Origin of the sequence: Pseudomonas eutrophicaquae (assembly GCF_023544715.1) — a bacterium.
Lineage (GTDB): Bacteria > Pseudomonadota > Gammaproteobacteria > Pseudomonadales > Pseudomonadaceae > Geopseudomonas.
In genome coordinates, this window is the sequence record NZ_JAMJEZ010000006.1 from 122,049 (window position 1) to 143,941 (window position 21,893).

Genomic DNA, 21,893 nt, shown 5'->3' on the forward strand with positions numbered 1-21,893 from the left:
GTGTTGTTCTTGTTGTATTCGTCGCGCTCTGCTGGCAAGCACCCAGGCAGGGTGCCAACAACAAACGGATTCCTTTGAACGCTGGTGTGTCGCTGTGTGCGCTTGACCGGTACGGGTACTGCCTTGGGGCAGTCTTATTGTTCTCTGGCCGGTTATGCCGTCACACAGGGATGACAGTCTGTGCAAAAAAATCGGTTTGTTACGTCTCCATTCGCTTGTTCTTGTTGTTCTGGAGTCGTTACGTCTTGTTCTTGTTATGGCGTTGCTACATTGTTGTTTTTGTTCTGCCGTATACAAAGCATTTGTCGTGCCAACTTTTAAAATCTCTTTTAAATCAAGGGTTTGTAGAGAGCGGCTGGCTTTTGATGAGCAGAAAAAATCGGGTTCCCGTTACCGATGAACCCGGTGTCTGTTACGGCGGCAGGTGGCGGTAACACTTCAGGCCTCTGCGCCCCCACCCGTCTTACGGCGCGGAATGCCCAGACGCTGGCGCCGCTCCCACAGGCATTTGCGACTGATGCCAAGCTTGCGCGCCAGTTCGGTCTCGGTCATGTGATCCTGATGTTCAAGGACGAAATGCTGGAAGTAATCCTCTAGGGACAAATCCTCCGCCGGCTCATGCTTGCTGACGGCGGCATGCTCGCCGGGCGAGGTGAGGAAGTCCGCGTTATCCTGCAGTTCGACATCAATCCCCAGCAGGTCCAGCGGGATCTGCGTCCCCTCGCTGAGGATCACCGCGCGCTCGATGGCGTTTTCCAGTTCGCGCACGTTACCCGGCCAGTGGTACTGGCGGATGCCGCGCAGCGCCTCATCCGACAGCGCCAGGGCATCGCGGCCCATGCGGGTACGCTGGCGCTCGAGAAATACCCGGGCGATATCCAGCACATCGTCCTCGCGCTCGCGCAGCGCCGGCAGGCGCAGGGCAATCACGTTGAGGCGGTAGTAGAGGTCTTCACGGAACTGGCCGGTGCGCGCCAGGTTCTTGAGGTCACGGTGCGTCGCCGCGATCAGCCGCACATCGACCTTCTGGGCATGCACCGAGCCGACCCGGCGGATTTCGCCCTCCTGCAGCACACGCAGCAGACGCGCCTGGGCTTCCAGCGGCAGTTCGCCGATCTCATCGAGGAACAGCGTGCCGCCATCGGCCGCCTCGACCAGCCCGGTGCGTGCGGCGGTTGCACCGGTGAAGGCGCCTTTTTCGTGGCCGAACAGTTCTGATTCGATGAGGGTTTCCGGAATGGCCGCGCAGTTCACCGAAATCAGCGGAGCCTTGGTGCGCCGCGACAGGTTATGCAGCGCGCGGGCGACCAGCTCCTTGCCGGTACCGGACTCGCCCTGAATCAGCACCGTGGAGTCGGTCGGTGCGACCTTGCGGATCTTGCCGAACAGATCCTGCATCGCCGCACAGCGGCCAATGATGCCGATATCGTCGCTGGCGACCGGCTCAGGTGCCGCGCCGCCCGGCGCACGCTCGCTGGCGGGCGCTGCCTGAGGGGCGGCGTCGCTGGCAGCGCATGGGCAATCGCGCAGGATCCGCGCGATGGTCTGCAGCATCTCGTCGTGATCGAACGGTTTGGCGATGTAGTCGATGGCGCCGAGCTTCATCGAGTCGACCGCCGAGCGCAGGCTGGCGTAGCTGGTCATGATCAGCACCGGCGTGCCTTCGGCCAGCGCGATCAGCTCGGTACCGGGGGCGCCGGGCAGGCGCAGGTCACTGATGATCAGGTCGAAGCGGGAGAACGGTTGCTGCTGCTGGGCTTCCTGCACCGATCCGGCCTCGCTGACCGTGTAGTGATTACGCTCCAGCAGACGGCGCAGGGCCGAGCGGATGATGGTTTCGTCTTCGACGAGGAGGATGTGTGTCATGTCTGTTCAGCTCTCGCGACAGGCTTGCAGCCTGCCGGATACAGGATTGGGCCGTCGGGGCGGCAGCCGGTCCCTGCATCCGGTGGCGACGGGTGACTACAGGGCCGTCGGGCCGGCATAGCGCGGTAGGGTAACCCGAATGCGCGTGCCGCGCTGCCTTTGTGGGTCGGCCGGGCTGTCGATGGTGATCTGCCCATAGTGTTCCTCGACGATCGAATAGACCAGTGCCAGCCCCAAACCTGTGCCCTTGCCGGGATCCTTGGTGGTGAAGAAGGGCTCGAACAGACGCTCGACGATCGATTTGGGAATGCCGGTTCCCTGGTCCTCGACGACCAGCTCCACAGTCTCCTCGCCGGCCTCGCTACGGATTTGGATCTGCCCGCCGGGCGGTGAGGCGTCACGGGCGTTGGACAGCAGGTTGATCAGCACCTGGGCCAGCCGCTGCGAATCACCGACGACGTAGTGCTGGGGATCGCACAGGTTCTGGTAGTGCACCTCATGCTCGCGGTTCAGCGACAGCAGGGCGATGGCCTCGCGGGCGGTGTCGGCCAGGCTGACCGGCTCGCTGGCGCGCTGATGACCGCCGGCATGGGCAAAGCTCATCAGCGACTGGACGATGCGGGTGATGCGCTTGGTCAGGGCGATGATCTGCTCGCTGGTTTCAGTGATTTCGCGATCGCCCTCGCGCTCCTCGTGCAGGTTCTGCGCGAGACAGGCAATGCCGGTGACCGGGTTGCCGATCTCGTGGGCGACCCCGGCAGCCAGGCGACCGATCGAGGCAAGGCGCTCGGAGTGCACCAGGCGGTCTTCCAGTAGCTGGGTTTCGGTCTGATCCTCGACCAGCAGCACCAGGCCACTGTTACCGGGGGCCAGCGGTTCGTCGATGGCCGCCTTGTGCAGGTTCAGCCAGTGCAGCTGGCCGTCGAGTTCCAGACGCTGCTTGTGCAGGTGCTCGTCCGGCCCCTGGATGAAACTCTCCAGCAGGCTGCGCCAGGGTTCGGCCAGGCCGGTGAGGCGCGAGCCGACGGTCTGGCGAGCATCGATACCGGTCAGCTCTTCCATGGCGCGGTTCCACATCAGGATCTCGCGGTCCTTGGCCAGCGAGCAGACGCCCATCGGCAGCTCCTGCAGGGTCTGGCGGTGGTAGCGGCGCAGGGCATCGAGTTCGGCGGCAAGGCCGGTCAGGCGCGACTGGTAGTCCTCCAGGCGGCTTTCGATGAAGTGGATGTCCTCGGTGACGTAGCTGTCGCCACCGGCCTTGTAGGGCAGGAAGGTCTCGACGATATCGCGGGCGACGCTCGGGCCGAGCAGCCCGGAGAGGTTGGCCTCGATGCGGTCGCGCAGGCGGCGCAGCGCATAGGGGCGCTGCTCGTCGAAAGGCAGGCCCAGATCCTGCAACGCCTGCTCCACCTCGCGCTGCGCGGTACGCGCACCGAGCGGGCGGGCCAGTTCGCTGGCAAATTCCTGCGGTGAGTTGGCCAGCAATTCGCGGCGTTGCGGGCGGCGCACGGTATCCAGGGCGCAGGCTTCGGCGGCGCTGCGCTCCTCATCGCTGGCGCTGCTGAACAGCGAGACCAGGCAGAACACCAGCACGTTGACGGTCAGCGAGGCGATGGCGGCCAGGTGCCAGCTGGTGTCGTCGAGCACATAGACCATGTCCAGAACCGGCAGATAAAAGCCGGGCACTCTGCCGATCAGCGGCAGCAGCATGGTCAGGACCCATACCAGGATGCCGGCCACCAGCCCGCCGATGAAGCCGCGACGGTTGGCGCCGGTCCAGTACAGCAGCGCCAGGGCGCCGGGCAGGAACTGCAAGGTGGCGACGAACGAGACGGTGCCCAGATGCGAGAGATTCTGGCGATGATCGATCAGCTGGAAGAAGCCGTAGCTGCCGGCGATGATCGCCACGATCAGCAGGCGCCGGGTCCACTTCAGCCAGCGGTAGATATTGTCCTCGGCCGGCGGCTGGTAAAGCGGCAGCACCAGATGATTGAGCGCCATCCCCGACAGCGCCAGGCTGGTGACGATCACCAGACCGCTGGCCGCTGACAGGCCGCCCAGGAAGGCGGCAAACACCAGCCAGGGCTGCTCCAGGCTCAGGCCGATACCTAGGGTGAAGTAGTCCGGGGCGGTCTCGGTCTGCAGCTTGAGGCCCGCCCAGAGGATCGGCGGCACCGCCAGGCTCATCAGCAGCAGGAACAGCGGCAGGCCCCAGCTGGCGCTGATCAGCGAGCGGGTGTCGAGGTTTTCGGTGAAGGTCATGTGGAACATGTGCGGCGTCACCACCGCCGCGGCGAAGAACACCAAAAGCAGGGTGCGCCACGGACCTTCCTGCAGCGGGGTGTGCAGGGTGCTCAGCGCATCCTTGTTGACCAGCAGCCACTGCTCAAGCCCCTGCGGGCCATCGAACACGCCGTACAGGGCATAGGCGCCGATCGCCAGCATCGCGCACAGCTTGACCAGCGACTCGAAGGCGATGGCGATCACCAGTCCTGGATGCCGCTCGCGGCTGGCCACATTGCGCGCGGCAAACAGGAAGGTGAACAGGATGATCAGCGTGCAGAAGGTCAGGGCGACCTGCTGGCGCCGGTCATCGCCGGTGATCAGCGCGACGCTGTCAACGATCGACTGAATCTGCAGCGCCATCAAGGGCATCACCGCCAGCAGCATGAAGATGCTGGTCAGGGTGCCGGCCCACGGGCTGCGAAAGCGGAAGGCGAACAGGTCGGCCAGCGAGGCCAGCTGGTAGGTACGGGTCAGACGCAGGATTGGCTGCATCAGCACCGGTGCTAACAGGAAGGCGCCAGAAATCCCCAGGTAAATGGCCAGAAAGGCATAGCCGTACTGATAGGACAGCCCGACCGCGCCATAGAACGCCCAAGCGCTGGTGTAAACACCCAGTGACAGGGTGTAGGTCAGTGGATGGCGCAGCAAGCCGGCGGGCAGTTTGCCGCGCTCGGTCAGCCAGGCCAGCCCGGAGAGCAGGATCAGGTAGGCGATGCTGATCAGCAGCAGGTCGCTGAGGTCAAAGTTCGTCGGCATCGCGCTGGCTCTGCAGGATAAAGGTGACGGCGATCAGGATCAGCCAGAGCATGTAGGGCCGGTACCAGGCCCCGTTCGGGTCGATCCACCAATCCATGATGGCCGGGGAGAACAGGTAGATCCCGACCACCAGGATCAGAACCAGCCGGTAGATGTACATGGCAGGGCTCGCGAAGACGCAGAAGCGCCGATGGTAGCCGAGCGGGCCGGTGCAGGGAACGTCAGCGCACGAAGGCTTCGCTCAGGCCCAGGCAGTGGGGGATGGCTGCGGCCTGCCAGTGCGCGATGGCCCAGGCAAGCATCGCCTCGGGGCGAGCGCCCTCCAGCTCCGCCGGGGGCCGCTGGCCGAGGGCGCGCAGCGCGCGCAGCAGCTCGGCCGGTGCCCGCTCGGGCGGCAGCGGCGGCGAGCGGTAGGACTTGCCGAGTTTGTGGCCATCGGGCTGTAGCAACAGCGGGATGTGCAGGTAACGCGGTTGCGGCAGGCCGAGCAGTGCTTGCAGGTACAGCTGGCGCGGGGTGGAGTCGAGCAGATCGGCGCCGCGCACCACGTCGGTGATGCCTTGCCAGGCATCGTCGAGCACCACCGCCAGCTGGTAGGCATACAGGCCATCGCGGCGCTGGATGATGAAATCGCCGACGTCACGGGCCAGATTCTGCGCAAAGCGCCCCTGCACACGATCAAAAAAGGCGTACTCGGCATCCGGGACGCGCAGGCGGATCGCCGCATCCTCGCGCGGGTGTTGGCGGTCACGGCAGGTGCCGGGATAAATCAGCTGGCCCTCGAGCTGCTTGCGCGAGCAGCGGCAGGCGTAGGCCAGACCCTGTGCCAGCAGGCGATCCACGGCCGCGGCGTAAGCGGCGTGGCGGGTGCTCTGGCGCTCAACCGGGCCATCCCAGTGCAGGCCGTAGGTATCCAGCGTGCGCAGGATGGTGTCCTGTGCGCCGGGCATCTCCCGTGGCGGGTCCAGATCCTCCATGCGCAGCAGCCAGCGACCGCCGACGGCGCGGGCATCGAGAAAGGAGGCCAGGGCTGCGACCAGCGAGCCGAAGTGCAGGTAGCCGCTGGGGGTGGGCGCAAAACGGCCAACGTAGGGGCGGGGCGGGCTCATGAGGGGGCTTGGCTGATCATTCAGGGGGCGATCACCGTTGCGGTGAGGCCCATAACGCCTGCGGCCGAGCAGCGCGGTGCTGCAGAGGGCCGGCAGGCGGGAGAGTGGGCAGGACTCAGGCGCCGAGCTGCTTTTCCTTGATTTCTGCCAGGGTCTTGCAGTCGATGCACAGGGTGGCGGTGGGGCGGGCTTCCAGACGGCGGATGCCGATCTCGACGCCGCAGGATTCGCACCAGCCGTACTCGTTATCCTCGATCAGCTGCAGGGTTTCATCGATCTTCTTGATCAGCTTGCGCTCGCGATCGCGGGCGCGCAGCTCCAGGCTGAATTCCTCTTCCTGGCTGGCGCGATCAGCGGGGTCGGGGAAGTTGGCGGCCTCATCCTGCATGTGATGCACGGTGCGGTCGACTTCCTCCATCAGCTCCTGCTTCCAGTTGTTGAGGATGCCGACAAAATGCGCACGCATTGCGTCGCTCATGTACTCCTCGCCGGCGCTTTCCTTATAGGGTTCGAAGCCGCGGATCAGTTGACTGTTCTTTTCTTGGGTCTTGGTGGCCATGCGATGTCCGCCTCTCAGATTCGCTAATCCCGTGCGCAGGGGAGTGTCCGTTCCCGGTCCGTGGGCCGGGTGCCTGCGTTTGCAAGCGGGCGAACCTACCAGAAACCCCCCGCGGGCGCCAGCCTGCCGGCATATCGCTGCAGCCCTCGCCCCGGCGCTTGCTAGAATCGCCTTTTTTGCCGCCGGAGCCGCCTGATGCCGCCCGTTTACAGTGCGCGCAGTCGCGCCATCGAACCCTTCCATGTCATGGCGCTGCTGGCGCGGGCCCAGGCCCTTGAAGCAGCCGGGCATGATGTGATCCATCTGGAAATCGGCGAGCCGGATTTCCCCACGGCGGCGCCGATCGTGCAGGCCGGGCAGGCGGCGCTGGCCGCCGGGCACACCCGCTACACCGCCGCGCGCGGTCTGCCGGCGCTGCGTGAGGCGCTGAGCGGCTTCTATGCCCGCCGCTATGGCCTCGACATCGACCCGCAGCGCATCCTCATCACCCCCGGCGGCAGTGGCGCGCTGCTGCTGGCCGCGGCCTTGCTGGTCGATCCCGGCAAGCACTGGCTGCTGGCGGATCCCGGTTACCCCTGCAATCGGCACTTCCTGCGTCTGGTCGAGGCGCGTGCCCAGCTGGTACCGGTCGGCCCGGCTTCGGCCTACCAGCTGACCCCTGAGCTGATCGACCAGCACTGGACGCCGGACAGTGTCGGCGCGCTCTTGGCCTCGCCGGCCAACCCGACCGGCACCGTGTTGTCCCGCGCCGAGCTGGCGGCGCTGTCGGCAACATTGCGGGCGCGTGGCGGGCATCTGCTGGTGGATGAGATCTATCACGGCCTGACCTACGGGCTGGAGGCGCCCAGCGTGCTGGAGGTGGATGACGAAGCCTTCGTGCTCAACAGCTTCTCCAAGTACTTCGGCATGACTGGCTGGCGACTCGGCTGGCTGGTGGCGCCGCAGGCCGCCGTGCCGGAGCTGGAGAAGCTGGCGCAGAACCTCTATATCAGCGCGCCGACCATCGCCCAGCATGCTGCGCTGGCCTGCTTCGAAGAAGACACCCTGGCGATCCTCGAGGCGCGCCGCGCCGAGTTTGCCAAGCGCCGCGACTATCTGCTGCCGGCGCTGCGTCAGCTGGGTTTTCGCATCGACGTCGAGCCGCAGGGCGCGTTCTACCTGTACGCCGATATCAGCGCACTGGGCGGCGATGCCCAGGCGTTCTGCGCTCACCTGCTGGAAACCGAGCATGTGGCGGTGACCCCGGGATTGGACTTTGGCCACTACCGCTCCGCCCATCATGTGCGCTTTGCCTACACCCAGAGCGTGCCGCGCCTTGAGCAGGCGGTGGCGCGCATTGCCCGGGCCTTGCAGCACTGGAGGCCCGATGCAGTTTGAACCGCCCTTGGAAGCCGCTCGCCTGCTGCGTCGCTACCAGCGCTTCTTCGCTGATATCGAGACCCTGGCGGGCGAGCGGCTGACCGTGCATTGCCCGAACACCGGGGCCATGCGTCATTGCCTGGTCGAAGGCGGGCAGGTCTGGTTCAGCCGCAGCAAGGATCCGCGGCGCAAGCTGCCGGGGACCTGGGAGCTGGCGCAGACGCCCCACGGCCGGCTGGCCTGCATCAATACCGCGCGGGCCAATCCGCTGGTCGAGGAGGCCCTGCGGGCCGGGCGGATCGAGGGGCTGGAGGGCTTTAGTGCCCTGCGCCGCGAGGTGCGCTATGGCACGGAGAACAGCCGCATCGACTTCTGCCTGGACTATGCCGGGGGCCCCTCGGTGTATCTCGAGGTCAAGAGCGTCACGCTGGGCTTTGCCGACAGCACGGTGGCGGCCTTCCCGGATACGGTGAGCGCGCGGGCCAGCAAGCACCTGCGCGAACTGGCGGCGCTGGCGCGTCAGGGGGGGCGGGCGGTGCTGCTCTACTGCGTCAATCTCTCGGGCATCAGCGCGGTGCGGGCGGCTGAGGAGATCGATCCGGCCTATGCCCGGGCGCTGGCGGAGGCGCGGGCTGCGGGCGTTGAAGTGCGTGCCGTGGCGGTCGAGCTGTCTGTGCAGGGGCTGCAGGTAACGCACGCCTTACCGGTACTGAGCGGAGCCGCGCCATGACGGCCCCCTTGCGGCAACCGGGCGGGGTGGGGCGATGACTCGCCGCGTGCTGGGCTTGCCTCTGCTGGGGCTGCTGCTTGCGCTGGCCGTGTTGCTGTCGCTGTCGCTGGGGGCGCTGTCGCTGCCGCTCGGTGAGACGCTGCGGGCGCTGGGCCACGGGCTGGGCCTGCCGTTGCCCGGCGAGGTGTCGAGGCAGACCGAGCAAATCCTGCTGCAGATTCGCCTGCCGCGCACCTTGCTGGGGCTGACGGTGGGCGCGGTGCTGGCGCTGTGCGGGGTGGCGATGCAGGGGCTGTTTCGCAACCCGCTGGCCGATCCCGGGCTGATCGGGGTGTCCAGCGGGGCGGCGCTCGGCGCGGCCTGTGCCATTGTGCTGGGCGCCTGGCTGGGCGGCGTGCCCTCGGTACTGGCGCCTTATCTATTGTCGCTGTGCGCGTTTGCTGGCGGGCTGCTGGTGACCGCACTGGTCTACCGGATGGGCCAGCGTGAGGGCCAAACTCGGGTGGCCACGCTGCTGCTGGCGGGCATCGCTTTGACCGCGCTGTCCGGTGCGCTGATCGGCTTGCTCAGCTATCTGGCTGACGACACCACGCTGCGCAGCCTGACCTTCTGGAATCTGGGCAGCCTGAATGGCGCGAGCTATGCGCGGCTCTGGCCGCTGCTCTTGGTCACGCTGGCCGTGGCGCTCTGGCTGCCGCGGCGCGCGCAGGCTTTGAATGCTCTGCTGCTTGGCGAGGCCGAAGCCCGGCATCTGGGCATCGAGGTCGAGCGGCTCAAGCGCGAGCTGGTGCTGTGTACCGCGCTGGGGGTGGGCGCGGCGGTGGCGGCGGCAGGGCTGATCGGTTTTATTGGCTTAGTGGTACCGCACCTGATGCGCTTGTTGGTCGGCCCCGATCATCGCCGGCTGTTACCGGCGGCGGCGCTGGGCGGTGCCACGCTGCTGCTGCTGGCGGACCTGTGCGCGCGCCTGCTGCTGATGCCGGCGGAGCTGCCGATCGGGGTCATCACCGCGCTGCTGGGGGCGCCATTCTTTTTGTTGTTGCTGGTGCGGGGACGTTATTGATGTTGCAGGCCCGACGACTGAGCGTGCGCCGCGGACCGTGTCCGGTGCTGGAGGGAATCGAGCTGTCGCTGCAAGGCGGTGAGGTGCTGGGCGTGCTGGGCCCCAATGGCGCGGGCAAGAGCAGCCTGTTGGCGGCGCTGAGTGGTGAGCTGGCGCCGGCAGACGGCGAAGTTCTGCTCGGTGGGCAGCCGCTGGCCCGTCTGGCGGCCCGCCAGCGCGCCCGCCAGTTGGCGGTGCTGCCGCAGCGGTCGGCGCTGCAGTTCGATTTTCGCGTCGAGGAGGTGGTGGCGCTGGGGCGGCTGCCCCACGCCGATACCCCGGACAGCGCCCGTCAGGCGCTGGAAGGTGCGCTGCAGGCGGCGGATATCCTCCACCTGCGCCCGCGTGATTATCTGGGTCTCTCCGGGGGTGAGCGTCAGCGGGTGCAGCTGGCGCGGGTGCTGGCACAATTGTGGCCGGGGCGCGCCGGGCAGGTGCTGCTGCTCGATGAGCCAACCGCGATGCTCGATCCCCTGCACCAGCATGCCTGCCTGCAGGCCGCCCGGACGCTGGCCGCGCGGGGTGTTGCGGTGCTGGTGATCCTGCATGACCTCAATCTGGCTGCCCGTTATTGTGATCGCCTGCTGCTGCTCGCCGGGGGGCGGGTGCAGGCGCTGGGCACGGTGGCCGAGGTGCTGCGTGCCGAGGTCTTGCAGGCCGTGTTCGGCCTGCAGGTGCTGATTCAGCCCCACCCCGAGCGGGGGCATCCTGTGGTCATTGCCCGTTAAGGAGGCGTTCATGCGTTCATTGCTGCTGTGTGCCAGCCTGTTGCTGGCGGCCTGTACTTCGACGACCCCGGCATCATCCGGGGTGCCGGCGGTTGCGCCACTGCCGGCCTGGCAGAGTCCTGAAGGTCGCGACGATGTGCGGCTTGGGCAGATTGTCGAGCTGGCCAGTGGCCGGGTGCTCAGTCCGGCGCAGCTCATCGAGGAGCTGCAGGCCGCGCCGCTGCTTTTGATCGGCGAGCAGCACGACAACCCCGATCATCACGCGCTGCAGCTCTGGGTACTGGAGCAGCTGGCGCAGCGTCGCCGCGGTGGTGCCCTGCTGCTGGAAATGCTCAATCCCGATCAGCAGGCGCGGGTCGAGGCGGCGCAGGCGGCGCTGCGCCGTGGCGAGCAGCCGGCGCTGCCCGAGGCGCTGGCCTGGCAGCCGGGCTGGGACTGGGCGCAGTATGCGGCGCTGGTGGACTGGGGGCTGCGTCAGCCGCAGCCGCTGCTGGCCGCCAATCTGGATCAGGACGAGATCCTTGCGCTGTACCGCGCGCGCACCCTGCCGACGGGTGCGCGCAGCAACCAGCCGGCGGTCCACGAGGCGCTGCTGGCGCAGCTGCGCCAGTCACATTGCGGTCTGCTGCTGGAGTCCCAGCTGCCGGCGATGCTGGCGGTGCAGCAGCAGCGCGACCGGCGGATGGCCGAGCGCCTGTTGGCCGCACCCCAGCCGGCAGTCCTGCTGGCGGGCGGCTTCCATGTCCGGCGTGATCTGGGGGTGCCACTGCATCTGGCCGATCTGGGTGAGGAACGCGCGCGGGTGCTGATGCTGGCCGAGGTGGACCGCAGCCCGCAGGCGAGCGAGGCCGATTACGTCTGGTTCACCCCGGCACAGCCTGCAGTCGATCACTGTGCGGCGCTGCGTGAGTCGCGTGCTGCACATCCTGAGCGCAGTTGAGCCGGGCGCCGACGGCCTGCAGGCCGTCGGCAGTGCACCGGTTACTGCCAGCCCAGGCGCGCCAGCAGGGGCGCGAGGCTGTCGGCGTGCGTGGTATCGATCAGCACGCTGTGGGCGCGCTCGGCCTCATCCAGCGGTTCGCGGGCGGCCAGTTGCGCGGCGATCACCGCTTCGGTGGCATCCGAGGGATCGCCACCGCTGGCCTGACGCTCCGCCAGCCAGGCATGGATCTGCGCCAGCGGGGCCTGGCAATCGAGGATTAACAGCTCAACGCCTGCCTGCTCGGCAACCTGGCGGGCGGCCTCGCGCTGGGCGCGTGTGAGGTAGGTGGCATCCAGCACCACCGGATAGCCATCCGCGAGGATCTGTGCGGCGAGCTGATGCAGGCGGGCATAGGTCTGCTGGCTGGCGGCGGCGCTATACAGGGTGGCCTCATCGGCGTCCGGCAGCAGACGCTTGCGCTCGACATCCGAGCGCAGGCGGATCGCCCCGAGTGCCTCGACCAGCTGCAGCGCCACCAGACTCTTGCCGACCGCCGAAACGCCGTGGGTGATGGCCAGCAGGGCGCGCGGCGCGCGGCTGTACCCTTCGGCCAGCGCCGCGTAGCGCCGGTAGCGGGCCAGCAGGGCCTGACGTTCCTCGTCGCTCTGCCCCGGCTGCAGGCCGAACAGGCAGATCTTGGCGCGGACCATGGCGCGGTACGCCTTGTAGAAGCGCAGCAGGGCGAGGCCGGCGTAGTCGCCGGTCAGCTCCAGATAGTGGTTGATCAGCCGCTGCGACAGCGCCTGCAGGCCGCGATCCTCCAGATCCATTGTGACGAAGGCGACATCGCAGATCACATCGATCAGGCGGAACGGCTCGTTGAATTCGATGCAGTCGAACAGGCGCACCTCACCCTCGAGCAGGGTGACGTTGGCCAGGTGGATGTCGCCGTGGCATTCACGCACAAAGCCGTCCTGCTTGCGTTGCTCCAGCAGCGGCTGCAGGCGGTTGAATGCCGTTTGGGCCCAGTTCTCCAGGCGGTCGAGCTGGGCCAGGTCAGCGGCATCCTCGAGCAGCGCACGGCTCTGTTCGAAGTTCTGCAGCACCGGCGCCATCACCGCGTCGGCGCCGCCGAGCGGATGGTCAACCGGCACTATCGCGGCCTGGGTGTGCAGGTCGGCGATGACCCGTGCCAGGGCGTCGATGTGCGCGGCGTGCAGTTCGCCGCGGGCCTGGACATGGTCGAGCAGGCCGTGCTGGTCGAACTGGCGCATCTTGATCAGATGATCGAGTACTGGGCCTTCACCGCCCAGCTGCAGCGCATCCAGGCTGCCGGTCAGCGGGATGACCTCCAGGTAGAGGTCCGGGGCGGTACGCCGATTCAGGCGGACTTCCTCATGACAGAAGTGCTCGCGGGCCTCAAGGCTGCTGAAGTCGAGAAAGCCGAAGTTCACCGGCTTCTTCAGCTTGTAGGCGTAGGGTCCGGTGAGCAGTACCCAGGAGATGTGGGTCTCGATGACCTGAAAGCCTTCTACCGGATGCGGGTAGAGGGCTGGGTTTTGCAGGGCGTCGATCAGTGTCTGGCTCACGGAAAATCCTTGCATCAAGAAATGAACAGGCCGGTATTATGGGCACTTGCTGCTGGCCTGCAAACCGCGGGGCGGCCGTGGGCGGGCGGGTTGTCCCCGGCCAGGCGTCTGGCAGCGGGTGTACGGAGCCTGCAGGCGCGATAAAGCCGCGTATAATCCGCCGCCATGAGCCGATCTCCTACTTCCGCCCCCCGTTCATCCCGCAAGGGCCGATTCTCTGCCGCGCGCGGCGGTACCTGGCTGCGCTGGTTCTGGCGTCTGGCCGTGGTGGCGGCGCTGGCCTTGCTGGCGCTGCTGATCTATCTGGATGCCCGCGTGCAGGAGCGTTTCTCCGGGCAGCGCTGGTCGGTGCCGGCCAAGGTCTATGCGCGGCCGCTGGAGCTGTTTGCCGGACAGCGTCTCGGGCGTGATGACCTGCTGACCGAGCTGGAGGCATTGGGCTACCGGCGGGTGGCGCGGGTGCAAGGACCGGGGGATATGGCCGTCAGCGGGCAGCAGGTCGTGCTGCACAGCCGCGGTTTCCAGTTCCATGATGGCAGCGAGTCGGCCCAGCCGCTGCGAGTGAGTTTTGCCGGGCAGTCGGTGCGGGCGCTGGCGAGCGGCGAGGGCGCGGTGGTGCCGGTGGCCCGCCTTGAGCCGCTGCTGATCGGCGGCATTTATCCGGCGCATAACGAGGACCGCATCCTCGTGCAGATCGATGAAGTGCCGCCGCTGCTGATCGACACCCTGCTGGCGGTCGAGGACCGTGATTTCTACAGCCATTTCGGGGTTTCGCCCCGCTCGATCCTGCGTGCGCTGGTGGCCAACCTCAGTGCCGGTGGTGTGGTGCAGGGTGGCAGCACCCTGACCCAGCAGCTGGTGAAGAATTTCTTTTTGAGCAGCGAGCGCAGCCTGACCCGCAAGGCTACCGAGGCGCTGATGGCGATCCTCCTGGAGCTGCGTTACGACAAGCGCGAGATTCTTGAGGCGTACCTCAACGAGGTGTTCCTCGGTCAGGATGGGCAGCGCGCCATCCACGGCTTTGGGCTGGCCAGTCAGTACTTCTTCGGTCAGCCGCTGGCGGAGCTGCGCCCGGAGCAGATCGCCCTGCTGGTCGGCATGGTCAAGGGGCCATCCTATTACAATCCGCGCCGCTCGCCGCAGCGCGCGCTGGAGCGGCGCAATCTGGTCCTGGACCTGCTCGGTGAGCAGGGCATCCTGAATGCCGCGCAGCTGGCGCAGGCCCGTCAGGCGCCGCTGGGCGTCAGTGCCCGCGGCAGTCTGGCCAACAGCTCGTATCCGGCGTTCCTGGATCTGGTCAAACGCCAGTTGCGTCAGGACTACCGTGAGGAGGACCTGACCGGCGAGGGGCTGCGGGTCTTTACCAGCTTCGATCCGATCCTGCAGCTCAAGGCCGAAACGGCACTGAGCGAAACCTTGCGCCGGCTTGGCAATCGCCGCGGAGTGGATGAGATCGAGATGGCGATGGTGGTCACTCATCCGCAGACCGGTGAGATCCAGGCGCTGCTCGGCAGCCGCCAGCCGCGCTTTGCCGGCTTCAACCGCGCGCTGGATGCCCAGCGGCCAATCGGCTCGCTGGTCAAGCCGGCCATCTACCTGGCCGCGCTGGAGCAGCCGACACGCTACACCCTGACCAGCCTGCTGGCCGATGAACCGCTGGCCATCCGCGGTGGCGACGGGCAGCTGTGGGAGCCGAAGAACTTTGATCGGCGCGCTCACGGCACAGTGTTCCTCTATCAGGCGCTGGCTAATTCCTACAACCTGTCTACCGCGCGTCTGGGGCTGGATGTCGGGGTCGAGCAAGTGCTGGAGGCGGTACGCCGTCTCGGTGCGGAGCATCGCTGGCCGGCCTATCCCTCGATGCTGCTGGGAGCAGGGGCGCTGAGTCCGCTGCAGGTGGCGACCCTGTATCAGACCATTGCCAATGGCGGGTTCAACTCGCCGCTGCGGGGGATTCGCAGCGTGCTGGCGGCCAGTGGCGAGCCGCTCAAGGGCTACCCGTATGAGGTGCAGCAGCGGTTTGATCCGGGGGCGATCTATCTGCTGCAGCACGCGCTACAGCGGGCGATGCGCGAGGGAACCGGGCGCTCGGTCTACAGTCAATTGCCCGGCTCGCTGGTGGTGGCCGGCAAGACCGGCACCAGCAACGACTCACGAGATAGCTGGTTTGCCGGCTTCAGTCAGGACCTGCTGGCGGTGGTGTGGATGGGCCGCGATGACAACGGCGCCACGCCGCTGACCGGTGCAACCGGCGCCCTGCAGCTGTGGACCGGCTTCATGCGCCGCGCCCAGCCGGTCTCGCTGGATCTGGCCATGCCGAACAATGTGCAGTCGGCCTGGGTGGACCCCTACACGGGCGAGGGCCGCGAGGCGGATTGTCCGGGGGTTGTGCCGATGCCGTATATTCGCGGCAGTGAGCCGCCGGTGGTGTCCTGCCATGCGGCGGGCTTGCCGGGAGAAGATCCACTGCGTGACTGGTTGCAGCAGTGGCTGGAGTAAGTCGGATCAATCGGAGCAAGCCACGGGCTTGCCGACAGAGAGGAGACGCGAGGGTGTCGATGATGCAGGCTGCAAGATCAGGCAGGTTCGCAGGCGTGCTGCTGGGGATGGCGCTGCTGGCAGGGTGTGCGACGCCTGTGCAGCGTGGCTCGATTCCGGTGGTGGATGCCAGTGTGCCGTTGTCGAATACGAGGTCTGCAGCTCCGCAGGCTCTGCCGCCGGCGGTGCGTGCGCCCATGGCTCAGCCGCAGGACAGTGGCGTGGTGGTGATGGTGCCGGAAACCGCGGTGGCTGCACCGATTCAGACCTTCCCGGCGGCCGGCAGCGCAGGCTTTGCGCTGCCCGCGACCCCGGCTGCGCCGGCACCGCTCACGCCACCGGCGGTACAGCCGAGCGCAGGCGTCGGGGCGCTGACCCTCTCGGCGGACGAGCAGCTCGATGGTCCGGTGCTGGCACTGCTGACTTCGGCTCAGCAGATGGAGCGCAGCGGCAATCTGGGTGGTGCTTCGGCGAGCCTTGAGCGGGCGCAGCGCATTGCGCCCCGTGAGCCGCAGGTCCTGTATCGGCTGGCTGAGGTGCGGTTGGCGCAGGGGGATGCAGCCCAGGCCGAGCAGCTGGCGCGGCGCGGATTGAGCTATGCCGGCGGGCGTCAGGCCTTGCAGGCCAGTCTGTGGGATGTGATTGCCCGGGCTCGTGAGTTTCAGGGCGATACCGTTGGGGCCGCCGAGGCTCGCCGTCAGGCGCGGACACCGCTGTGATGGATGCGCGCATTCCGGTGATTGCCGATGGTCTGCTGGCCCTCGAGCAGCAGTTGCGACAGCTGGGCTGGTGGAGCGAGGCGCCGCCCGCGCCTGAGCGGCTGGCCAGCACGGCACCCTTCTGCGTCGATACCCTGCTGTTCGAGGAGTGGCTGCAGTGGGTGTTCATCGTGCGCATGAGGTCACTGCTGGAGCGGGGTGGTCCACTGCCGTCCAGCAGCGCCATGCAGGCCATGGGTGAGCAGGCCTGGGCGCCGCGAGGGGCTCCGGTGGCTGGACTTCTGGCCGCCCTGGAAAGGCTGGATCACCTGATTGTTGGGGGCGCCGGGCACTGAAGTCGGGCGGCTTCTGCCATGCGCCGGTGGGCAACTTCGGCTTGACTTGATCGGGGCTAATCCGAACAATCTGCAATTTGCCGTCATCCGTGGCCATTTGCCGCGTGCGGCAGGCCGACAGGTGCACACCCGCGCCGCCCAAGCCAAACTCCGCCATGCGCCTACCGGGCAGCGGGGTCGGGGCTGCCGTAACAGCAGGCCAGCTCCCGAAACATGCTAAGTCAGCAGCTGACGTCTCCGGCGACTACCGTCGTCCATGCTCTGCCTGGCAGTCAACCGAACTTCGGTCACCCGCTCGCGGGTGTTTCTCAGGCGTTCAAGAGGTGAAACGTGGAGCTTTTATCTGGCGCTGAAATGGTCGTCCGCTTCCTGCGGGACGAAGGCGTAAAGTACATCTATGGGTACCCGGGTGGTGCCCTGTTGCATATCTATGATGCCCTTTTCAAGGAAAAGGCCATCGAGCACATTCTGGTTCGCCATGAGCAGGCGGCCACCCATATGGCGGACGGTTATGCCCGTGCCACCGGCAAGGCCGGTGTCGTGCTGGTGACCTCCGGTCCGGGGGCGACCAATGCCATCACCGGCATTGCCACCGCCTACATGGATTCCATCCCGATGGTGGTGCTGTCCGGTCAGGTGCCGAGCAACATGGTCGGTACCGATGCCTTCCAGGAAACCGACATGGTCGGTATCTCCCGGCCGATCGTGAAGCACAGCTTCATCATCAAGCATCCCTCGGAAATCCCCGAGGTGCTGAAAAAGGCTTTCCATATCGCCGAGACCGGTCGTCCGGGTCCGGTGGTCGTGGACATTCCCAAGGACATGACCAACCCGGCTGAAAAGTTCGAGTACGTCTATCCGAAGAAGGTCAAGCTGCGCTCCTATGGCCCGGCAACCCGTGGCCACTCCGGTCAGATCCGCAAGGCGGCCGAGATGCTGCTGGCGGCCAAGCGTCCGGTGATGTACGCCGGTGGCGGCGTGATCATGGGCAATGCTTCGGCGCAGCTCACTGAACTGGCGCGCATGCTCAACCTGCCGGTGACCAATACCCTGATGGGGCTGGGCGCTTACCCGGGCAGCGATCGCCAGTTCCTCGGCATGCTCGGCATGCACGGCAGCTACACCGCCAACCTGACCATGCACCATGCCGATGTGATCCTCGCCGTCGGCGCACGTTTTGATGACCGGGTGATCAACGGTGCAGCCAAGTTCTGCCCGAACGCCAAGATCATCCACATCGATATCGATCCGGCTTCCATCTCCAAGACCATCAAGGCCGATGTGCCGATTGTCGGGCCGGTCGACAGCGTGCTGAGTGAGATGGTCGCCATCCTCAAGGAAATCGGCCAGCAGCCGAACCAGGAGGCCGTCGCCAGCTGGTGGAAGCAGATCGATGAGTGGCGCGGCAACCGTGGCCTGTTCCCGTACGACAAGGGCGATGGCAGCATCCTCAAGCCGCAAACGGTCATCGAGATGCTGCACGAAGTCACGCATGGCGATGCCTTCGTGACCTCGGACGTCGGTCAGCACCAGATGTTCGCGGCGCAGTACTACAAGTTCGACAAGCCTAACCGCTGGATCAACTCCGGTGGTCTGGGCACCATGGGTTTTGGCCTGCCGGCTGCCATGGGCGTCAAGCTGAACTTCCCGGATGTCGACGTCGCCTGCGTGACCGGTGAAGGCAGTATCCAGATGAACATCCAGGAGCTGTCTACCTGCCTGCAGTACGACCTGCCGGTGAAGATTGTCACCCTGAACAACCAGGCGCTGGGCATGGTCAAGCAATGGCAGGACATGCAGTATGGTGCCCGCCACTCGCACTCCTACATGGAGTCGCTGCCGGACTTCATCAAGCTGGCCGAGTCTTATGGTCATGTGGGTATGCGCGTCACGGATCCCAAGGATCTCAAGCCGGTGATGGAAGAGGCCTTTGCCCTGAAGAACCGTCTGGTATTCCTCGACATCCGTGTCGATTCCACCGAACACGTCTATCCGATGCAGATTCGCGATGGCGCGATGCGTGACATGTGGCTGAGCAAGACGGAGCGTACCTAAGCATGCGACACATCATTTCCCTGTTGCTGGAAAACGAGCCCGGTGCCCTGTCGCGTGTGGTCGGTCTGTTCTCGCAGCGCAACTACAACATCGAAAGCCTGACCGTCGCGCCGACCGAAGATCCCAGTCTGTCGCGTCTGACGCTGACCACCATCGGTCAGGATGATGTGATTGAGCAAATCACCAAGAACCTCAACAAGCTGATCGAAGTGGTCAAGCTGGTTGATCTGTCGGAGAGTGCGCACATCGAGCGCGAGCTGATGCTGGTCAAGATCAAGGCCACCGGCGCGCTGCGGGCTGAAATCAAGCGCACGGCCGACATCTTCCGCGGGCAGATCGTTGATGTCACCAGCAGCGTGTATACCGTGCAGCTGGCTGGCACCAGCGACAAGCTCGACAGCTTCATCCAGGCGATTGGCACCACCTCGATTCTCGAAGTGGTTCGCAGCGGCGTCACCGGCATTGCCCGTGGCGACAAGACGCTGAGCATCTGATTTTGAACAAGGCCGCAGGGCCACATTGAACCGAGGGTTTCTCCATGCACGTTTACTACGACAAAGACTGCGATCTGTCGATCATCCAGGGCAAGAAGGTTGCCATCATCGGTTACGGCTCCCAGGGTCATGCCCACGCCTGCAACCTCAAGGACTCTGGTGTTGACGTGACCGTCGGTCTGCGTCCGGGCTCCAGCTCGATCCCCAAGGCGGAAGCCCATGGCCTGAAAGTCAGTGACGTGCCGAGCGCCGTTGCTGCAGCTGACCTGGTGATGATCCTGACCCCGGACGAGTTCCAGGGGCAGCTGTACAAGGCCGAGATCGAGCCGAACCTCAAGCAGGGCGCTACCCTGGCCTTCGCCCATGGTTTCTCCATCCACTACAACCAGATCGTGCCGCGCAAGGATCTGGACGTGATCATGATTGCACCGAAGGCGCCGGGTCATACCGTACGTTCTGAGTTTGTGCGTGGTGGTGGTATCCCTGACCTGATCGCCGTGTTCCAGGACGCCTCTGGCAATGCCAAGAACGTTGCCCTGTCCTACGCTTCGGGCGTGGGCGGCGGCCGTACCGGCATCATTGAGACCACCTTCAAGGACGAAACCGAGACTGACCTGTTCGGCGAGCAGGCCGTGCTGTGCGGTGGTTGCGTCGAGCTGGTCAAGGCGGGCTTCGAGACGCTGGTTGAAGCCGGTTACGCGCCGGAAATGGCCTACTTCGAGTGCCTGCACGAGCTGAAGCTGATCGTCGACCTGATGTTCGAAGGCGGCATCGCCAACATGAACTACTCGATCTCCAACAACGCGGAGTACGGTGAGTACGTCACCGGTCCGGAAGTCATCAACGAGCAGTCCCGTCAGGCCATGCGCAATGCCCTCAAGCGCATCCAGGATGGTGAATATGCCAAGATGTTCATCCAGGAAGGTGCGTCCAACTATCCGTCGATGACCGCTCGTCGCCGCAACAACGCCGCGCATGGCATTGAAGTGGTGGGTGAGAAGCTGCGCGCCATGATGCCGTGGATCGCTGCCAACAAGATCGTCGACAAGACCAAGAACTAAGGTCTGCGATGGGAGAAGACGCGGCTACGGCCGCGTTTTTTCTGTCTGGCCGTTCTGTATCGATGCGAAGGCATGCAGGCTCCAGCCGCAGGGCGCGTTGTCATTTTCAGCAAGGTATGTACCGATGAGCGAACAATCCAGCGAAGCGAACAAGGCGACCGGGCACGACAGTCTGCTGCCGATCGATGAGCATGTCGAAGAAGGGCAGGATGCGGAAGGACGCAAGATCCGGCATCGCGGGGTCTATCTGCTGCCGAATTTGTTCACCACCGCCAATCTGTTTGCCGGTTTCTTTTCGATCATCAGCGCCATGAATGGCCGCTTCGAGGTCGCTGCGATCGCCATTTTCGTGGCCATGATTCTGGATGGGCTGGATGGTCGGGTTGCTAGGCTGACCAATACCCAGAGCGCTTTCGGGGCAGAGTATGACTCCTTGTCCGATATGGTGGCGTTTGGCCTGGCGCCGGCCTTGCTGGCCTATCAATGGGCGTTGTCGGAGCTGGGGAATGTCGGGCTGACGGTGGCATTTCTGTATGCGGCGTGTGCGGCGCTGCGTCTTGCGCGCTTTAACACGCAAATCGGCAAGGTGGACAAGCGCTACTTCATCGGGCTGGCCAGTCCGGCTGCTGCGGGTGTCGTGGCAGGCATGGTGTGGGCCTTGAAGGATTTTGGTGTGGACGGTGCTGACTTACCCTGGTTCGTGGTGCTGCTGTTTGCACTGTTGGTGGCATCTGCGGGAGGGCTGATGGTCAGCAATATCAAGTATCACAGCTTCAAGGACTTTGATCTGCGCGGCAGAGTGCCCTTTGTGGCGATTCTGATTGCTGTGCTGGTGTTTGCAGTGGTGTTCAGTGATCCGCCGCGTATCTTGCTGTTGATTTTCCTTGTGTATGCGGCATCGGGACCTGGGCAGCGTTTGTTGGCTGTGTACCGCCGCGGGCGGGTGTCCTGAGTTCTTTTTGCAATAAAGTGCTTGACGGGGGCGGAGGGGTGTCTATAATGCGCCTCACTTCTGCAGCGATGCCGAAAGCGCTTAGGAATCAATAAGTTACGTCGTTATTTTATGGGTTGATGTGATTTCTTGGTTTTGCTTTTTGGTGCTGTAGTTGTGGTTTTCTGCTTGCTGTGCTCGCCCTTCGGGTTCAGTGAGTTTGGGTGGTGAATGCAGTTGCTGTGCTGCTGCCCAGTCAGGCGGCCTCGTTGATAAGGGCGCTGAGCTGAAAAGAAAAGCTCAGAAAGTGCTTGACAGGAAGCAAGGCTACTGTAGAATATGCGGCCTCGGTTGATGCGAAGCGCCAAGCGCTCCGGTTGATCGAACCGGTTGTTCGGTTTTACTGTTCAACCCTGGCTCAGGCCGAAACGCTCTTTAACAAGTTGAATCAAGCAATTCGTGTGGGTGCTTGTGGATAAGACTGACAGTCGCAAGATTATCAGCATCACAAGTAACACTCGTGAATTCGAGAGTTTTTTGCGATTGCTGAGCCAAGTTTTAGGGTTTCGACCCTGATGATTTTGAACTGAAGAGTTTGATCATGGCTCAGATTGAACGCTGGCGGCAGGCCTAACACATGCAAGTCGAGCGGATGAGGGTAGCTTGCTACCTGATTCAGCGGCGGACGGGTGAGTAATGCCTAGGAATCTGCCCGATAGTGGGGGACAACGTTTCGAAAGGAACGCTAATACCG

18 protein-coding genes and 1 rRNA gene are annotated in these 21,893 nt (G+C 65.0%); 13 read left to right on the forward strand and 6 right to left on the reverse strand.

Going from position 1 to position 21,893, the window contains the following annotated elements:
• Positions 1 to 438 precede the first annotated feature (438 nt).
• The 5 genes from MXC11_RS04540 to dksA all read right to left on the reverse strand — a co-directional run bounded on the left by MXC11_RS04540 (position 439) and on the right by dksA (position 6,576).
• Positions 439 to 1,866 (reverse strand): sigma-54-dependent transcriptional regulator, encoded by a 1,428-nt coding sequence (locus MXC11_RS04540; protein ID WP_250005924.1) that lies wholly within the window; start codon positions 1,864 to 1,866, stop codon positions 439 to 441.
• 96 nt (positions 1,867 to 1,962) lie between these two features.
• On the reverse strand, positions 1,963 to 4,908 hold the full coding sequence (locus tag MXC11_RS04545; protein ID WP_250005926.1) for a sensor histidine kinase: 2,946 nt from the start codon (positions 4,906 to 4,908) through the stop codon (positions 1,963 to 1,965).
• Positions 4,892 to 5,068, reverse strand: a complete 177-nt coding sequence (locus tag MXC11_RS04550) for a hypothetical protein (protein ID WP_250005928.1) — start codon at positions 5,066 to 5,068, stop codon at positions 4,892 to 4,894. The genes MXC11_RS04545 and MXC11_RS04550 overlap by 17 nt, the downstream gene beginning before the upstream one ends.
• Positions 5,069 to 5,129: 61 nt before the next feature.
• Positions 5,130 to 6,017 (reverse strand): tRNA glutamyl-Q(34) synthetase GluQRS, encoded by an 888-nt coding sequence (gene gluQRS, locus MXC11_RS04555; protein WP_250005930.1) that lies wholly within the window; start codon positions 6,015 to 6,017, stop codon positions 5,130 to 5,132.
• A gap of 115 nt (positions 6,018 to 6,132) precedes the next feature.
• Complete coding sequence (gene dksA / locus MXC11_RS04560; protein ID WP_250005932.1) at positions 6,133 to 6,576, reverse strand: RNA polymerase-binding protein DksA; 444 nt, start codon at positions 6,574 to 6,576, stop codon at positions 6,133 to 6,135.
• A gap of 195 nt (positions 6,577 to 6,771) precedes the next feature.
• Between dksA and MXC11_RS04565 the strand changes: the two genes are divergently transcribed.
• From MXC11_RS04565 to MXC11_RS04585, 5 genes are read left to right on the forward strand one after another with little or no spacing between them, the layout of a single operon-like run.
• A complete protein-coding gene (locus MXC11_RS04565) occupies positions 6,772 to 7,953 on the forward strand; it encodes a pyridoxal phosphate-dependent aminotransferase (RefSeq protein WP_250005934.1) in 1,182 nt (393 codons plus the stop codon).
• On the forward strand, positions 7,943 to 8,665 hold the full coding sequence (gene sfsA, locus MXC11_RS04570; RefSeq protein ID WP_250005936.1) for a DNA/RNA nuclease SfsA: 723 nt from the start codon (positions 7,943 to 7,945) through the stop codon (positions 8,663 to 8,665). The genes MXC11_RS04565 and sfsA overlap by 11 nt, the downstream gene beginning before the upstream one ends.
• 34 nt (positions 8,666 to 8,699) lie before the next feature.
• Entirely contained in the window at positions 8,700 to 9,728 is a 1,029-nt protein-coding gene (locus MXC11_RS04575) for a FecCD family ABC transporter permease (protein WP_250005938.1), read from the forward strand.
• A complete protein-coding gene (locus MXC11_RS04580; protein WP_250005940.1) occupies positions 9,728 to 10,495 on the forward strand; it encodes a heme ABC transporter ATP-binding protein in 768 nt (255 codons plus the stop codon). The genes MXC11_RS04575 and MXC11_RS04580 overlap by 1 nt, the downstream gene beginning before the upstream one ends.
• Positions 10,496 to 10,505: 10 nt before the next feature.
• Complete coding sequence (locus tag MXC11_RS04585; RefSeq protein WP_250005943.1) at positions 10,506 to 11,435, forward strand: ChaN family lipoprotein; 930 nt, start codon at positions 10,506 to 10,508, stop codon at positions 11,433 to 11,435.
• A gap of 41 nt (positions 11,436 to 11,476) precedes the next feature.
• On the opposite strand, the gene MXC11_RS04590 is transcribed toward MXC11_RS04585, so the two are convergent.
• Positions 11,477 to 13,006: a bifunctional aminoglycoside phosphotransferase/ATP-binding protein gene (locus tag MXC11_RS04590; protein ID WP_250005945.1), complete on the reverse strand. Its 1,530-nt coding sequence runs from the start codon at positions 13,004 to 13,006 to the stop codon at positions 11,477 to 11,479.
• 165 nt (positions 13,007 to 13,171) lie between these two features.
• Between MXC11_RS04590 and mrcB the strand changes: the two genes are divergently transcribed.
• The 8 genes from mrcB to MXC11_RS04630 form a co-directional block, all read left to right on the forward strand.
• Entirely contained in the window at positions 13,172 to 15,505 is a 2,334-nt protein-coding gene (gene mrcB / locus MXC11_RS04595; protein WP_462938098.1) for a penicillin-binding protein 1B, read from the forward strand.
• Positions 15,506 to 15,567: 62 nt separating this feature from the next.
• Positions 15,568 to 16,263, forward strand: coding sequence for a tetratricopeptide repeat protein (locus tag MXC11_RS04600; protein ID WP_462938099.1), 696 nt, complete (start codon positions 15,568 to 15,570; stop codon positions 16,261 to 16,263).
• Positions 16,263 to 16,598, forward strand: coding sequence for a YqcC family protein (locus tag MXC11_RS04605; RefSeq protein ID WP_250005947.1), 336 nt, complete (start codon positions 16,263 to 16,265; stop codon positions 16,596 to 16,598). Before MXC11_RS04600 ends, MXC11_RS04605 begins: the two co-directional genes overlap by 1 nt.
• 330 nt (positions 16,599 to 16,928) lie before the next feature.
• Entirely contained in the window at positions 16,929 to 18,653 is a 1,725-nt protein-coding gene (locus MXC11_RS04610; RefSeq protein WP_250005949.1) for an acetolactate synthase 3 large subunit, read from the forward strand.
• 2 nt (positions 18,654 to 18,655) lie between these two features.
• Positions 18,656 to 19,147 (forward strand): acetolactate synthase small subunit, encoded by a 492-nt coding sequence (gene ilvN, locus MXC11_RS04615; RefSeq protein WP_250005958.1) that lies wholly within the window; start codon positions 18,656 to 18,658, stop codon positions 19,145 to 19,147.
• 44 nt (positions 19,148 to 19,191) lie between these two features.
• Complete coding sequence (gene ilvC, locus MXC11_RS04620; protein WP_250005960.1) at positions 19,192 to 20,208, forward strand: ketol-acid reductoisomerase; 1,017 nt, start codon at positions 19,192 to 19,194, stop codon at positions 20,206 to 20,208.
• A gap of 124 nt (positions 20,209 to 20,332) precedes the next feature.
• Entirely contained in the window at positions 20,333 to 21,160 is an 828-nt protein-coding gene (pssA, locus tag MXC11_RS04625; RefSeq protein ID WP_250005962.1) for a CDP-diacylglycerol--serine O-phosphatidyltransferase, read from the forward strand.
• Positions 21,161 to 21,722: 562 nt separating this feature from the next.
• Positions 21,723 to 21,893: ribosomal RNA gene (locus tag MXC11_RS04630) — 16S ribosomal RNA — on the forward strand; the annotation flags it as partial.

Coding starts and splice junctions, on each gene's coding strand:
- MXC11_RS04540 (WP_250005924.1), bottom strand. CDS start 1,866: ATGACACACATCCTCCTCGTCGAAGACGAAACCATCATCCGCTCGGCC.
- mrcB (WP_462938098.1), top strand. CDS start 13,172: ATGAGCCGATCTCCTACTTCCGCCCCCCGTTCATCCCGCAAGGGCCGA.
- dksA (WP_250005932.1), bottom strand. CDS start 6,576: ATGGCCACCAAGACCCAAGAAAAGAACAGTCAACTGATCCGCGGCTTC.
- MXC11_RS04565 (WP_250005934.1), top strand. CDS start 6,772: ATGCCGCCCGTTTACAGTGCGCGCAGTCGCGCCATCGAACCCTTCCAT.
- MXC11_RS04575 (WP_250005938.1), top strand. CDS start 8,700: ATGACTCGCCGCGTGCTGGGCTTGCCTCTGCTGGGGCTGCTGCTTGCG.
- MXC11_RS04550 (WP_250005928.1), bottom strand. CDS start 5,068: ATGTACATCTACCGGCTGGTTCTGATCCTGGTGGTCGGGATCTACCTG.
- gluQRS (WP_250005930.1), bottom strand. CDS start 6,017: ATGAGCCCGCCCCGCCCCTACGTTGGCCGTTTTGCGCCCACCCCCAGC.
- MXC11_RS04580 (WP_250005940.1), top strand. CDS start 9,728: ATGTTGCAGGCCCGACGACTGAGCGTGCGCCGCGGACCGTGTCCGGTG.
- ilvN (WP_250005958.1), top strand. CDS start 18,656: ATGCGACACATCATTTCCCTGTTGCTGGAAAACGAGCCCGGTGCCCTG.
- pssA (WP_250005962.1), top strand. CDS start 20,333: ATGAGCGAACAATCCAGCGAAGCGAACAAGGCGACCGGGCACGACAGT.
- ilvC (WP_250005960.1), top strand. CDS start 19,192: ATGCACGTTTACTACGACAAAGACTGCGATCTGTCGATCATCCAGGGC.
- MXC11_RS04600 (WP_462938099.1), top strand. CDS start 15,568: ATGCAGGCTGCAAGATCAGGCAGGTTCGCAGGCGTGCTGCTGGGGATG.
- MXC11_RS04585 (WP_250005943.1), top strand. CDS start 10,506: ATGCGTTCATTGCTGCTGTGTGCCAGCCTGTTGCTGGCGGCCTGTACT.
- sfsA (WP_250005936.1), top strand. CDS start 7,943: ATGCAGTTTGAACCGCCCTTGGAAGCCGCTCGCCTGCTGCGTCGCTAC.
- MXC11_RS04605 (WP_250005947.1), top strand. CDS start 16,263: ATGGATGCGCGCATTCCGGTGATTGCCGATGGTCTGCTGGCCCTCGAG.
- MXC11_RS04545 (WP_250005926.1), bottom strand. CDS start 4,908: ATGCCGACGAACTTTGACCTCAGCGACCTGCTGCTGATCAGCATCGCC.